This window comes from Terrirubrum flagellatum (genome assembly GCF_022059845.1).
Lineage (GTDB): Bacteria > Pseudomonadota > Alphaproteobacteria > Rhizobiales > Beijerinckiaceae > Terrirubrum > Terrirubrum flagellatum.
In genome coordinates this window covers 1,779,391-1,792,506 of sequence record NZ_CP091851.1, presented here as the reverse complement: position 1 = coordinate 1,792,506, position 13,116 = coordinate 1,779,391, and the positions used below count along the sequence as shown (strand labels likewise).

The 13,116-nt window shown below is 65.7% G+C and carries 12 protein-coding genes; 8 read left to right on the top strand and 4 right to left on the bottom strand.

Going from position 1 to position 13,116, the window contains the following annotated elements; all coding sequences use genetic code 11:
- Window positions 1–30 precede the first annotated feature (30 nt).
- Window positions 31–1,740: a SulP family inorganic anion transporter gene (locus L8F45_RS08695; RefSeq protein ID WP_342362479.1), complete on the top strand. Its 1,710-nt coding sequence runs from the start codon at window positions 31–33 to the stop codon at window positions 1,738–1,740.
- Here L8F45_RS08695 and L8F45_RS08690 read toward each other — a convergent pair.
- Window positions 1,700–2,407, bottom strand: a complete 708-nt coding sequence (locus tag L8F45_RS08690; protein WP_342362478.1) for a CDP-alcohol phosphatidyltransferase family protein — start codon at window positions 2,405–2,407, stop codon at window positions 1,700–1,702. The two genes, L8F45_RS08695 and L8F45_RS08690, sit on opposite strands and share 41 nt — an antisense overlap.
- Window positions 2,408–2,528: 121 nt before the next feature.
- Here L8F45_RS08690 and L8F45_RS08685 point away from each other — a divergent pair, with 121 nt between their 5' ends.
- Both L8F45_RS08685 and L8F45_RS08680 read left to right on the top strand, forming a co-directional pair.
- Window positions 2,529–3,734, top strand: a complete 1,206-nt coding sequence (locus L8F45_RS08685) for an FAD-dependent monooxygenase (protein WP_342362477.1) — start codon at window positions 2,529–2,531, stop codon at window positions 3,732–3,734.
- Between the two features lie 53 nt (window positions 3,735–3,787).
- Window positions 3,788–4,858, top strand: coding sequence for a PLP-dependent cysteine synthase family protein (locus tag L8F45_RS08680; RefSeq protein WP_342362476.1), 1,071 nt, complete (start codon window positions 3,788–3,790; stop codon window positions 4,856–4,858).
- Here L8F45_RS08680 and L8F45_RS08675 read toward each other — a convergent pair.
- A complete protein-coding gene (locus L8F45_RS08675) occupies window positions 4,848–5,969 on the bottom strand; it encodes a CaiB/BaiF CoA transferase family protein (protein WP_342362475.1) in 1,122 nt (373 codons plus the stop codon). The genes L8F45_RS08680 and L8F45_RS08675 overlap by 11 nt on opposite strands.
- Window positions 5,970–5,976: 7 nt before the next feature.
- Complete coding sequence (locus L8F45_RS08670) at window positions 5,977–6,951, bottom strand: AEC family transporter (RefSeq protein ID WP_342362474.1); 975 nt, start codon at window positions 6,949–6,951, stop codon at window positions 5,977–5,979.
- Window positions 6,952–7,079: 128 nt separating this feature from the next.
- Between L8F45_RS08670 and L8F45_RS08665 the strand changes: the two genes are divergently transcribed.
- Together L8F45_RS08665 and hspQ are read left to right on the top strand one after the other, a co-directional pair.
- Window positions 7,080–8,123, top strand: a complete 1,044-nt coding sequence (locus tag L8F45_RS08665) for an HpcH/HpaI aldolase/citrate lyase family protein (protein WP_342362473.1) — start codon at window positions 7,080–7,082, stop codon at window positions 8,121–8,123.
- Window positions 8,124–8,179: 56 nt separating this feature from the next.
- Entirely contained in the window at window positions 8,180–8,509 is a 330-nt protein-coding gene (hspQ, locus tag L8F45_RS08660; protein ID WP_342362472.1) for a heat shock protein HspQ, read from the top strand.
- Between the two features lie 63 nt (window positions 8,510–8,572).
- On the opposite strand, the gene L8F45_RS08655 is transcribed toward hspQ, so the two are convergent.
- Window positions 8,573–9,355, bottom strand: a complete 783-nt coding sequence (locus L8F45_RS08655; RefSeq protein WP_342362471.1) for an invasion associated locus B family protein — start codon at window positions 9,353–9,355, stop codon at window positions 8,573–8,575.
- 230 nt (window positions 9,356–9,585) lie between these two features.
- Here L8F45_RS08655 and L8F45_RS08650 point away from each other — a divergent pair, with 230 nt between their 5' ends.
- The 3 genes from L8F45_RS08650 to L8F45_RS08640 are packed head-to-tail and all read left to right on the top strand — an operon-like array spanning window position 9,586 to window position 13,087.
- Window positions 9,586–11,382, top strand: coding sequence for an extracellular solute-binding protein (locus L8F45_RS08650; protein WP_342362470.1), 1,797 nt, complete (start codon window positions 9,586–9,588; stop codon window positions 11,380–11,382).
- Window positions 11,379–12,428, top strand: coding sequence for an AMP-binding protein (locus L8F45_RS08645; RefSeq protein WP_342362469.1), 1,050 nt, complete (start codon window positions 11,379–11,381; stop codon window positions 12,426–12,428). Before L8F45_RS08650 ends, L8F45_RS08645 begins: the two co-directional genes overlap by 4 nt.
- The gene (locus L8F45_RS08640) at window positions 12,425–13,087 is read left to right on the top strand and encodes a DsbA family oxidoreductase (RefSeq protein WP_342362468.1); all 663 of its coding nucleotides are present in this window, start codon (window positions 12,425–12,427) and stop codon (window positions 13,085–13,087) included. Before L8F45_RS08645 ends, L8F45_RS08640 begins: the two co-directional genes overlap by 4 nt.
- The last annotated feature ends 29 nt before the right edge of the window (window positions 13,088–13,116 follow it).

The window sequence follows — 13,116 nt, the reverse complement described above, 5'->3', positions numbered from 1 at the left end:
CGAAATTACGCATGAAACGGATGTGAAATAATGTCCGCCCAGCCCGCCTCGCAGCCTTTCGGAACGCAACCAACGTTCGCCGACCTGTTCACGCCGAAATTCGTGACGGTCATGCGCGAGGGTTATACGCCGACGAAGTTCCGGGCCGACGCGCTGGCCGCGGTCACAGTCGCCGTGGTCGCCCTGCCGCTGTCGATGGCGATCTCAATCGCCAGCGGCGCGCCACCCGAGCGCGGAATTTTCACCGCGATCGTCGGCGGCTTCCTGATTTCGCTGCTGGGCGGCAGCCGTTTCCAGATCGGCGGTCCCGCCGGCGCCTTCATCGTGCTGGTGGCGGCGACGATCGAGCGCTTCGGTCTCGACGGGCTCGCGCTCGCGAGCTTCATGGCCGGGCTGATCCTCATCATCGTCGGATATCTCCGGATCGGCAGCTATATGCGATACATCCCGCACCCCGTGATCATCGGCTTCACCGCCGGCATCGCGGTGATCATCTTTTCGAGCCAGCTTCACGATCTCCTGGGCCTGACTTTAGCCGGCAAGGAGCCGGGCGCCTTTATTCCCAAGCTGGAGGCGCTATGGGGGGCGCGCAGCATCAATCCCTGGGCGATCGCCGTGGCCGCAGGCTCGCTCGCCATCATCATCGGCCTGCGCCGCTGGCGGCCGCACTGGCCGGGCTTCCTGATCGCGATCGTGGCCGCCGGCCTCGCAACCTGGCTGTTCGGGCTTCCCGTCGAGACCATCGCCCAGCGCTTCGGCGCGATCCCGCGCACGCTGCCAAGCCCGTCGCTGCCAGAAGTCTCGCTCGCGCGCATTGGCGAGCTTCTGCCCTCCGCCATGACGATTGCGCTGCTCGGCGGCATCGAATCGCTTCTGTCAGCCATGGTCGCCGACGGCATGACCGGCAGGCGTCATCGCTCGAACTGCGAACTGGTGGCGCAGGGCGCGGCGAACATGGCGAGCGCGCTCTTCGGCGGGCTCTGCGCCACAGGCACGATCGCGCGCACCGCGACCAATATCCGCGCCGGCGCCGTGGGGCCCGTCTCCGGCGTCCTGCATTCGGTCTTCCTGCTGCTGATGATGCTCGTCGCCGCGCCATTGATGGGCGAGATCCCGCTCGCGGCGCTCGCCGCGATCCTCGCCGTCGTTTGCTGGAACATGGCGGAGAAGCACGAATTCATCGCCATTCTCAGGCGCTCGCGCGGCGACGCGGCGGTGTTGCTTGCAACCTTCCTGATCACTGTCTTCCGCGATCTCACCGAAGGCATCGGTGTCGGCGTCGTCATGGGCAGCCTGCTCTTCATGCATCGCATGGCGGAGCTGATGGAGATCGAGGCGCACGCGCCCCTCCTCTCCGAGGATCGCGCCGACAATGGCGTCGAGCAGCGCGAGGCGTCCATCGTCGCGGCCGCGGCCGAAGGAACGCTCGTCTATCGCTTCGCGGGACCGCTCTTCTTCGGCACGGCCTCGACGCTCGCCGCTGTCCTCGATCGCATTGGCGAAACGCCAAAGCGCTTCGTGCTCGACATGTCGGCCGTACCCATGATCGATCATACCGGCGCAATCACCGTCGCGACTTTCGCGGATCGCGCGAAGAAGCACGGCGCGGCGGTCGTCATCGCGGCCGCAGCGCCGAATGTCCGCCGCGCGCTCGCGCATGGCGGTCTGCGCCCGCCCCGCGTCACCTATGCGCCGTCGGTCACGACCGCGATTGCGAGCGCGTCGTCTCGATCTGCCTGAGGAAGCCGAGGCCGAGAAAGTAAATGGCGGTGACGACGAGCGCGCCTTCGATCAGCGCGCCCGGCCGGAACGCATAAACGATCGCGAGCACCGCCGAGACGCACCAGATGCAAAGCATCGCGATCGTCAGCGCCCGCCATCGCCTGACGCGGATCGGATGCACGAAGGGAAATGGCAGGAACATCATCGCGACCGCGATCATCACGAGCGCGAAGCTGATCCAGCCCGGCAGCGGAAACACCGCGAGATAGAGCATCACGATGTTCCACACCGCGGGAAAGCCGAGGAACCACCAGTCCTCCGTCTTCATGCGCGTATCGGCGAAATAGAGCGCGCTGCCGGCGACGATCGCCAGAGCCGCGATCAAGCCGAGCACGCCAGGGACCAGCCCGCCCCAGATCAGCATCGCCGCGGGCACGAAGACATAGGTGACGAAATCGACGACGAGATCGAGCACGGCGCCGTCATAGCGCGGCGCATTCTCCTTGACCGCAACCTTGCGCGCGAGGGGGCCATCGATGGCGTCGACCACGAGCGCGACGCCGAGCCAGGCGAAGGCCTTCACGAGATCGCCTGAGATGACCGCCATGAGGGCGAGAAAGCCGAGCGCGGCGCCGGTCGCCGTCAGCAGATGGGTCATGTAGCCCGCGAGGCGAACGTTCTGCACCTTTGCCCTACCCCAACACGCCGCGGGACCAAGTGCGTGTCTAGCCTGCGGCCCCGCGCCGCGACAACAGGCGGCGACGCATTCGCTTCCCCCATACCGGCATTCGTCCTAGGTCAGGGCGATGAACGGGACTGAACAGCGAGAGCTCGCGGTCGTCGGCGGCGGCGCCGCGGGCCTTGCCTGCGCGCTGTCTTTATCGCGAGCCGGCTTTGCACTGACGCTGGTCGCGCCGCCCGCTCCGCCTTCGCGCGGCCGCACGGTCGCGCTCTTCGATGGCTCGATGCGTCTCCTGCGCGCGCTTGGGCTGTGGGACGCGCTGGAGCCGCGCGCCGCGCCGCTCGAACGTCTCTGCCTGATCGATGACACCGGCAGCCTGTTCCGGCCGCCGCCGGCCACTTTCCTCGCGCAGGAGATCGGCCTCGACGCCTTCGGCTGGAATATCGATCTCGGCGATCTCCAGAACGCGCTGAATGACGCGCTGGCGCGCGAGGCGCATGTGGCGCGTCGTGACGTCGCGGCGACCGGCTTTCACGCCGTTGGCGGGCGCGGACGCGTCCTGCTGGCGGACGGTTCATCGATCGACGCAGCATTGACGATTGCGGCCGATGGCGGGCGCTCGACGATCCGCGCCGCGGCCGACATCGGAACGCGCGAATGGGCCTATCCGCAGTCGGCGCTCACAACGACCGTTGCGCATGATCGCGCTCATCGCTTCATCTCGACGGAGTTTCACACGCGGCAAGGCCCCTTCACATTCGTGCCGTTGCCGGGACGCCGCTCAAGCATCGTCTGGGTCGCCGCGCCGGAAGAGGCGGAACGGCTGCACGCATTGAGCGACGAAGACCTCTCGCTCGAAATCGAGCGGCGCTCACATTCCTATCTCGGCAAGACGCAGGTCGATGGTCCGCGCGGCCTCGTTCCCTTGCGCGGGCTGAGCGCGAAATCGCTGACGGCGCCGAACCTCATGCTGGCCGGCGAGGCCGCCCATGTCTTCCCACCGATCGGCGCGCAGGGACTCAATCTCGGACTGCGCGACGCCGCGACGATCATCGACATCTTGAGCGACGCGCGCGACGCGGGAACGCCGCTTGGCGACACTGATATTCTGTCGCGCTATGAGCACGCGCGGCGGCTCGATGTCGGCATGCGCAGCTTCAGCGTCGATCTTCTCAATCGCACGCTGCTCTCGCCGTTTTTGCCGGCGGATGCGCTGCGCGGCGCCGGCCTTCTCGCCCTCTCGCAGATCGCGCCGCTCAGGCGCTTCGTCATGAAGATGGGCATCGGCGCGCCGGGCGAGACGCCGAAGCTGATGCGCGATTCAGCCTGAGGCGATCACGCTCCTGAAGCTGGACGATTAGCCCTCACGCCACGCTCCAAATCATGCCGGCTCAAAGGCCCTGGAGCACGGCGCGAAAAAGTGGAACGGGTCTTTCGCAAAAGCCATGCCTTGAATTCTATTATGGCGCCAAGGGTTCGGGTATTTCTACGATGGCGACACAAAAAACAAAACTTCCGCTGGGTTTTGCAATGCTTGGTTCAGTGCTCGATCTCATAGGCCGCACCCCGCTTTTGGCGCTGGACCGCATTCATGCAGGGCCCGGGCGGATCGTGGCCAAAGCGGAGTTTCTGCAACCGGGCGGAAGCGTGAAGGACCGTGCGGCCAAAGCCATCGTTCTGGCCGCACGGCAGGACGGTCGCCTTAAACCGGGTATGCCGGTTGTCGAGATGACCAGCGGCAACATGGGCGCGGGTCTTGCCGTAGTTTGTGCGGCGTTGGGCCATCCTTTCATTGCAACAATGTCGGCAGGCAACAGCTCGGCCCGCGCCCGGATGATGGAAGGTCTTGGGGCGAAGGTGGTTCTGGTTCCGCAAGTGGACGGCGCGCCAGGACAGGTGACCGGGGCAGACGTCGCCGCCGCTGCTGGAGAAGCGGAGCGGATCGCCCACGACGAAGGCGGATTTTATGTCGATCAGTTCAATGCAGCCGAAGGCATTGCAGCCCATGAAGCCGGGACCGGCCCGGAAATCCTTGAGCAATTCGGCCGTTCGATAGATGGCTGGGTTGCGGCGGTTGGCACAGGCTGCACCTTCATGGGTGTCGCGCGGGCGCTGAAGGCCGCCAATCCCGCGACGCTTTGCGCGGCGGTGGAACCCGAAGGGAGCGAGCCGTTGGCCGGCAAGAAGATCGAAAAGAGCCGGCATATCGTACAGGGTATCGGATATGGCCTCATCCCGCCGCACTGGGATGCGCGGCTGTCGGACCTCAGTCTGGCGGTCACGGATGCAGAAGTCGCGCACTGGCGCCGCCAGCTCGCAATTCTGGAGGGGCTTTATGTCGGGTATTCTGCAGCGGCCAATGTTTGCGCAGCGTCGAAATTGTTAACGTCAGGCAGGTTGAGCGAGAGCGCCACGGTCGCAACCATCCTGTGCGATACAGGGCTTAAATATTGACGGTGTCGCGTATCACCGAGAGCTTTTTCATCTTTTCGACCTTGCGTCTTTCGCTCGCAGGCCGCCTGAATTGCGGCGCGACCGGCAAAACCGTCTGCATCACAGCGCCGCCGCCGAGCGAAGCCTCATAATCAAAAAGCCCGCGCGCGCGGAAATGCGGATCGGCCAGCGCCTCGTCGAGCGTCCTCACGACCGTCGCGCAGCAGTCGAGCGGCTCGATCGCACGACGCCAATGATCGGATGCTTGCGCGCGGATGATCGCGGCGATGGCGTCGCGCGTCTTCTCAGGGTGGCGCGCGAAATCTCGCAGCTCCGCCGGCAGCGCGATCGCGTCGCAGAAGGTTTGCCAGAATTTCGCTTCGAGCGCGCCGACGGCGAGAAAGCGATCGTCCGATGTAGCGTAAAGCTGGTAGCGCGGATCGCCGCCGGCGAGCATCGCTTCATGAGCGCCGGGATTTCGTTTCGACCCATGCGCGCCCGACAGGGCCAACACCGCGAACGTGAAAGCCGCATCGGTCATGGCGATATCGAGGCGACATCCCTCTCCCGTCACGTCGCGCTGGCGCAGCGCCAGCAGAATGTTGATCACGGCGGGCAGCGCGCCGCCGGCGATGTCGCAAGTCAGCGCCGGCGAAACATTCGGCGCGTCAGGCGTGCCCGGCGACAGCGAGAGAAGCCCGCCCAGCGCCTGATAATTGATGTCGTGGCCGGCTTCGCCGCTGCGCGGTCCCGTCTGACCGAAGCCCGAGATCGAGCAATAGATCAGCCGCGGATTGAGCTTGCGCGCATCGTCATAGCCGAGACCCAGGCGCTCTATCACGCCGGGCCTGAATTGCTCGATGACAATGTCGACCTCGGCGATCAACACTTTCAGTCGCGCGATGTCATCGGCATTCTTGAGATCGGCGCTGACGCTCTGCTTGCCGCCATTGAGCGCCGCGAAAGGCGCGGACTGACCGCCGACGACGGGCGAGAAGCGCCGCATGTCCTCGCCTTCCGCGCGCTCGATCTTGATCACCTCGGCGCCCGCTTCGGCGAGCATCAGCGTCGCCAGCGGTCCCGGCAGCAGCGTGGTGAAATCGAGAACGCGGATTCCGCTCAAGGGCTGCATCGCGCGCTCACATCGGAAAGAGATCGGCCGGCATGCGCCCCGTCCTGATCAGCCACAGCAGGCCCGTCAGCGTCAGCAGCGAACAGGCGGTGCCGAGCATGATGCAGGCTGAGGCGCGATCAAGCCCGACCTTGTATTGCGTCGCAAAGACGAAGCTCGTCAGCGCCGGCGGCAGCGCCGCCATGAGCACGGCGGCATAGACCCAGAGCGGATCGAAATCGCCGAAGACCGAAAGCAGCAGCCACACCATCAGCGGATGGATCACGAGCTTGATGAACACCAGCGCCGGCGCCTCGCGCGGAAATCCGGCCTTGGCGCGCAAGGCGACGGTGACGCCAAGCACGAACAGCGCGCCAGGCGCCGACGCGCTGCTCAGCCACGCCGTCGTCTTGTCGAGCCAGACCGGGATCTGAAGCTGGAACCAGCTTGCGGCGACTCCCGCCGCCGCCGCGATGTTGAAAGGATGCGTGAGGATGTTGCGGATCACCGAGCCGATGGTCGCGAAAAATCCGCGATCTCCGGCGCCGGCCAGCGCCATCAGCAGCGGGATCATGGCGAAGAGCAACAGCACGTCGGTGACGAAGACGAGCGCAACGGCGCCGCTCGCGCCCTGCCCCAGCGCTTCGAGCACCAAAGGCGGGCCCATATAGCCGACATTGGCATAGGCGCCGGCGACGCCCTGCATGATCGCTTCCGGCAGATTGCCTTTCGTCTGCCACACCCCGTAAGCGAAAGAGATCGCGAAGGTGCAGTAGGTCGCGAGCATCGTCATCGAGACGAAGCGCCAGTTGGCGAGCTGTTCGAGCGGCTTGTCGGCGAGAAGGCGGAAAAAGAGCGGCGGCAGCGCCACATAGATGATGAAGAAATTCATCCAGACGAGGCCGCTTTCCGGCAACGCCTTCCACTTCCCGATCAGAAACCCCAGTGCGATGATGCTGAAATAGGGCAGGATCAGATTGAGCAGCGGCGTCAGTTCGCTCATCTGTCTCCGTCACCCCTGATGACTCCGACCTAAGGCCCAAGCGCGCCTGACGCAACCGCCGGGCCAGCAGGGAGCCGTGGACGACTGGCCCCGCCTCCCGTATTTTGCATTGCACAAAGGGGGAACGCATGAAGCTGTCGCGCGACTTCTACCGTCCATTGGCTGTCGGCGCGCCGGAACCGATGCGCGAGCCGCCGGTGCGGCTCGAACGCATGATCCATTTCCTGCCGCCCCATGTGGAGAAGGTGCGCGCCAAGGCGCCGGAGTTGGCGACCCAGGTCGACGTCATTCTCGGCAATCTCGAAGACGCCATTCCGATCGAGGCGAAGGCTGCAGCGCGCGACGGCTTCGTCATGCTGGCGAAGGCGCTACGCGGCTCGCCGGTCGGCGTCTGGACGCGCGTGAATGCGCTCAACAGCCCCTGGTTTCTCGATGATGTCACAACTGTCATGTCAGAGATCGGCGACCGGCTCGATGTGATCATGCTGCCGAAGGTCGAGGGCGTCTGGGACATCCATTATCTCGATCAGTTGCTCGCGCAGCTCGAAGCGAAGCACGGCTTCAAAAAACCCGTGATGATCCACGCCATCCTTGAGACGGCGCAGGGCGTGAAGAATGTCGATGACATCGCTGCGGCTTCGCCGCGCATGCATGGCATGAGCCTCGGCCCCGCCGACCTCGCGGCCTCGCGCGCCATGAAGACGACGCGCGTCGGCGGCGGCCATCCCGGCTACAAGGTGCTGACCGATCCCGATCCCTCAGGCGGCGCGCGCGTGTCGGCGCAGCAGGACCCCTGGCACTACACCATGGCGAAGATGGTCGACGCCTGCGCTGCGAACGGCATCAAGCCCTTCTACGGCCCCTTCGGCGACTTCGCCGATGGCGAAGCCTGCGAAGCCCAGTTCCGCAACGCCTTCATCATGGGCTGCGCCGGCGCGTGGTCGCTGCATCCCTCCCAGATCGACATCGCCAAGCGCGTCTTCAGTCCCGATCCGCAGGAGGTGGCGTTCGCCAAGCGTATTCTGGACGCCATGCCGGATGGCGCGGGCGCGGTGATGCTCGACGGCAAGATGCAGGACGACGCGACCTGGAAGCAGGCCAAGGTCATCGTCGATCTCGCGAAAGCGGTTGCGGCGAAAGACAAGGAGATGGCGGCGCTCTACGGATTGTGAGCAGAGGTCCCGGCCGCAAACTTGATCCAACAGCCGTTCGCGGACATATCTGGGCCATGGAAACCCGCACCGCCAAATACAAGATCGGCGACGTCGTGAAGCATCGCGTCTACCCCTTCCGGGGCGTGATCTTCGATGTCGATCCGGTCTTCAACAATAGCGAGGAATGGTATGAATCCATTCCCGCAGAGGTCAGGCCCTCCAGGGACCAGCCCTTCTACCACCTGTTCGCCGAGAACGCCGAGACGGAATATGTCGCCTATGTCTCGGAGCAGAATTTGCTGCCGGACACGTCGGGGACGCCTGTGCGTCATCCCCAGATCGGCGAAGTCTTCAAACGCGACGCCGACGGCGCCTATCGCATGCGTCCGGGCGCAATGAACTGATCTGAAAAGATTGAATAAAAACGGGCCCCGCGGGGCCCGTTTTCATGTCGATTGAAGCCGCGATTACGGTTTCGGGGCCGGCGCAGGAGCGGGAGCCGGCGCGGGAGCCTGCGGGGCGCCCTGCTGCTGGCGCATCTGCTCGGCGCGGGCCTTCATCTGGTCCTCGAACGCCTTGCGCTGCTCTTCAAGCTTGGCCGGATCAATCGGCGGGCCGTCGAAAATCTTGCCAAAGCCGGTCAGCGGCGCCGCAAACGTCACCTCGTTGCCGACCTGGTTCTGGACGCTGATGTTCAGCGTCGTGCCGCGCTTCAGACCGTTGAGGAAGGCGTCATTGACGCCGGGAACCTCGGCGAAGCAGCCGTTCGGCATGCAGATCGCGAAATTGCCGGGGGTCGGCTGTCCCGTGTCGACGCCGATGCGGATGCCGGGGCGGATCATGAGCATCAGCGGCAGCAGCACGCGCACGATGCGGGTGCTCTGCTGCGGCGTCTGGCCCTTCACGTCATAGAAGGCGACCGCGAGAACCGGCTGGCCCTGATCGGAGACGAAATCGCGCGTGACGTAGCAGACATCGACCTGGCCGTCCTTGCCGCAGACCTTGAGCCAGTCGGGCTGCGACGGCTCGCCCTTGAGCTGGACAAGCGTCGGGCCGGGCGGCGGCTGCTGGCCCTGGGCGGCCGGCTGCTGGGGCGCGGGCTGCGCCGGTTGGGCGGGCTGGGCTGGCTGCGCAGGCCGCGGCTGCGCAGGCCGCGGCTGGGCCGGCTGCTGCGCGACCGCGCCGGTCGCCAGGCTGATCGCCAGCAGGCCCGAGAGCCCCGCCGACGTGAAATTGCGGACAAAACCCATCGAAAGTGATCCTCTGAATCTCAAAGCGCAGCCCAGAATCGGCGCGGGCTCCAGCAACGTTGAAGCCGCGCCCCATACCCCGGCGAATGCGGCGGGAGCGTGACCCGGCGGCGTCCTTACCGAGTCGGTCGCCGATCCGCCAGTCCCCGGTGGGTCGCAGCGCATAGCGAGCCGACTTCGCTGCGATCCCTCTCGCTGGCGTGATATGCAATTAACGAATGCGAATCGACTTGTCCCGCCGGGCCTTGCTCGCGCTGGCGGCTTCCCTGCCGGCGGCGCAGGCGCGCGCGGAAAATGGGCCTGACTTCCGCCACGCGCTTGCGATGCATGGCGAACCGGCGCTGCCGGCGGATTTCCAGCGCCTTCCCTACGCCGATCTCCACGCCCGCCGCGGCGGCCGCATCGTGCTGGGACAGCAGGGCGCTTTCGACAGCATGAACCCGTTCATCCTGCGCGGGCAGGCGCCGCCCTACATCCAGGGCCTGATCGTGCAGAGCCTGATGACGCGTTCGCTCAACGAATCTTTCACGCTCTATGCGCAGGTCGCCGAAGCTGTCGCCGTTCCCGATGATCGTTCGAGTGTCGCCTTCCGCATCGATCCCCGCGCGAAATTCTCCGACGGCTCGCCGGTCACCACCGATGATGTTCTCTTCTCCTGGGCGCTGCTGCGCGACAAGGGGCGCATCCAGCGCACGCCTTACTCCAAGGTGACGCGCGCCGAGGCGATCGATGCGCGCACGGTTCGCTTCGAACTCAGCGCGGCGGCCGGCGATCGCGAATTGCCGCTGGTGCTGGGATTGATGCCAGTGCTGTCGAAGACCGCGACCAATCGCGACGCCTTCGACCAGACCAGTTTTTCCGCGCCGCTGGGCTCCGGCCCCTATCTGCTCGCTGATGTGCAGCCGGGAACAAGCTACACGCTGAAGAAAAACCCGAACTATTGGGGCGTCGATCTCCCCAGCAATCGCGGCCTGCTGAATTTCGAGGAGATCAGGGTCGATTTCTATCGCGACTCCAATTCGCTGTTCGAAGCCTTCAAGGCCGGCCTGATCGATCTCCGCATCGAGACCGATCCCGCGCGCTGGTCCACCGGTTATGACGTTCCCGCCGTGCGCGACGGCCGCATCGTGCGCGAGACGCTTCCCGTCGGCATTCCCAAATCCATGTCCGGCTTCGTCATGAATTCGCGCCAGGGCGTGCTCGCCGACGCGCGCGTGCGCGAAGGCCTGACGATGCTGCTCGACGGCGAGTGGATCAACCGCAACCTCTATTTCGGACTCTATCAACGCACGCAGAGCTATTTCGAGGGCTCGGAGCTTTCCTGCCACGGCGTCGCTGCGAGCGCGCGCGAGCGCGAATGGCTGGCGAAATTTCCCGGCGCGGTGCGTGACGACATTCTCGAAAAGGGCTGGAGCGCGCCGGCTTCCGACGGCTCAGGCCGCGACCGCACGATCGCGCGCGCAGCCCTCGATCTCTTCGCCGCCGCAGGCTTCCATCAGACGCCGGACGGTTTGCGCGCGCAGGACGGACGCGCTCTTTCATTCGAGATTCTCGTCTCCAATCGCCAGCATGAGCGGCTGGCGCTTACCTACGGCCAGATGCTCCAGCGCGTCGGCGTCGATGCGCGCGCGCGCATGACCGACGACGTGCAATACTGGAAGCGCGTGCTGAACTTCCAGTTCGACGTTACGCCCTACACCTTTTCCGCCAACGCGCTGCCGGGCAACGAGCAGTTCAATCGCTGGGGCAAGGCGAATGCGGCGCGGCCGGGCTCGCTGAATATCGCCGGCGTCGCGTCTGACGCGGCCGACTTCATGATCGCGCGTCTGCTCGCGGCGCGCGGGGCTGACGAATATCGCGACGCCGTGCGCGCGCTCGATCGCGTGCTGCTGTCGGGCTTCTACATCACGCCGTTGTTCTACACCAAAGACCAATGGGTCGCGCGCGCCGCAACGGTGAAGCGGCCGGCGAATACGCCGCTCTTTGGTCTGACGCCTGAAATGATGTGGCGGGAGGAAGCGACATGACGCCGAAGATCGCGTCGGCCGACGACAGGGCGCTCGCGGCGCCTTCCGTCAATCTCACGCTGCTGCTGGCGATGCAGGCAGCGATGCAGCCGCGCAAACCGTTCCTCGTGCGCGCCGACGGCAAGGCGTGGACATTTCAAGAGACTGATATAGCGGCCGCGCATCTCGCCTGGCTGCTCAACCAGCTCGGCGTCGCCAAGGGCGATCGCGTCATCCTGATGGCGCCGAACAGCGACCGCGCCGCGATCACGCTCGCGGGATTGTTGCGCGGCGGCTTCCAACCATTTCTTGCGCCGACCGACCTCCCCTTCGCCGATGGCTTCGCCATCACGACGAACACGCGGCCCACCGCTGTTATCGCCGAAAATGTTGGCGCCAGCGGCGCGACAATCGAGGCTGCGGCGCGGCTCGCGGCGGCGAGCGCGTCGGTGCGTTTCGTGCTCGGATTCGGACCCGGCCTACCCAAGGGCGTGATGGATCTCAGCCCCCGCCTCGAACGCATTCGCGACGGCGCGATCGACGTGCAGCGCGCCGATGACGCCGTTGAAACCGCAACGCTGATGGCGGCGCTGCCGGGCGGCGAAATCGCGGAGATCGCGCTTGCGCCCCTGCTCGCCACCTGCGCCGATCTGGGATCGACGGCCTCGCTCCGCAGCGGCGACCGCATCGTGTCGCCGCTGCCGCTGCGCGACCCCGTGGGTCTCGCGGCGGGCCTGTTCGCAGGATTGTTCGCGGGCTCCGAGCTGGCGCTGCTCGATGCGCCCGACAGGCGCGCGCTGGCCGCCGCCTTCGACACCCAGCGGGCCTGCCATCTCGTCTGGCCGGCCGCGCACGACCATCTCGCGGCGGAGCTTCTGAAGGACCAGCCGCCGCTGCGCTCCTTGATCCGCCGCTGCCGCGACCTAGATGAGGAGCAGCAGAACGCAGCCCCGGATCTGCGCGCTGAGCATATCGTGAATATCGCCACGCGCCCGGGCGGCGCGCTTCGCGTCGGAGCCTTGCGCAGCGAGGCCTCGCCGCTCAGACAGACAAGGGCCGCTTCATGAGCGCCAAGACCAAAGTCACCGTCGACGTCGTGTCCGACGTCGTCTGTCCCTGGTGCTATGTCGGCAAGAAACATCTCGAGGAAGCCGTGCGTCTCCGGCCCGATCTCGACATCGAGATGCGCTTCCTGCCCTACCAGCTCGACGAGACCATTCCCGAAGAGGGCCTGCCGCGCCGCGACTACATGATGAAAAAGTTCGGCGACGAGGCGCGCATCGAAGCGATCCATGACCGCCTGCGCGAAGTCGGCCGCGCCGACAACATTCCCTTCGCCTTCGAGAAGATCACCGTCTCTCCCAATACGCTCGACAGTCACCGCATCATCCGCTGGGCGGCGGAGGCCGGCGTGCAGCCGGCGGTGAAAGATCGCCTGATGCGCGCCTATTTCACCGAAGGCGCCGACCTCTCCGACCACGCCGTGCTGGCGAAACTCGCGGGCGAGGCCGGCATGGTCGAAGCCCAGGTTGCGGAATGGCTGGAGACCGACAACGACAAGGATGCGGTCCGCGCCGACATCCAGCGCGCGCGGATGATGGGCGTGCAGGGCGTGCCATTCTTCATCATCGATCACGCCGTCGGCGTCTCAGGCGCGCAGCCGGCCGACACGCTGGCGCAAGCGATCGATTATGCGCTGAAGCAGCGCGAAAAAGGCGCGGCCTGAAGGCCGCCGGATTACTTAAAGGTATGTTC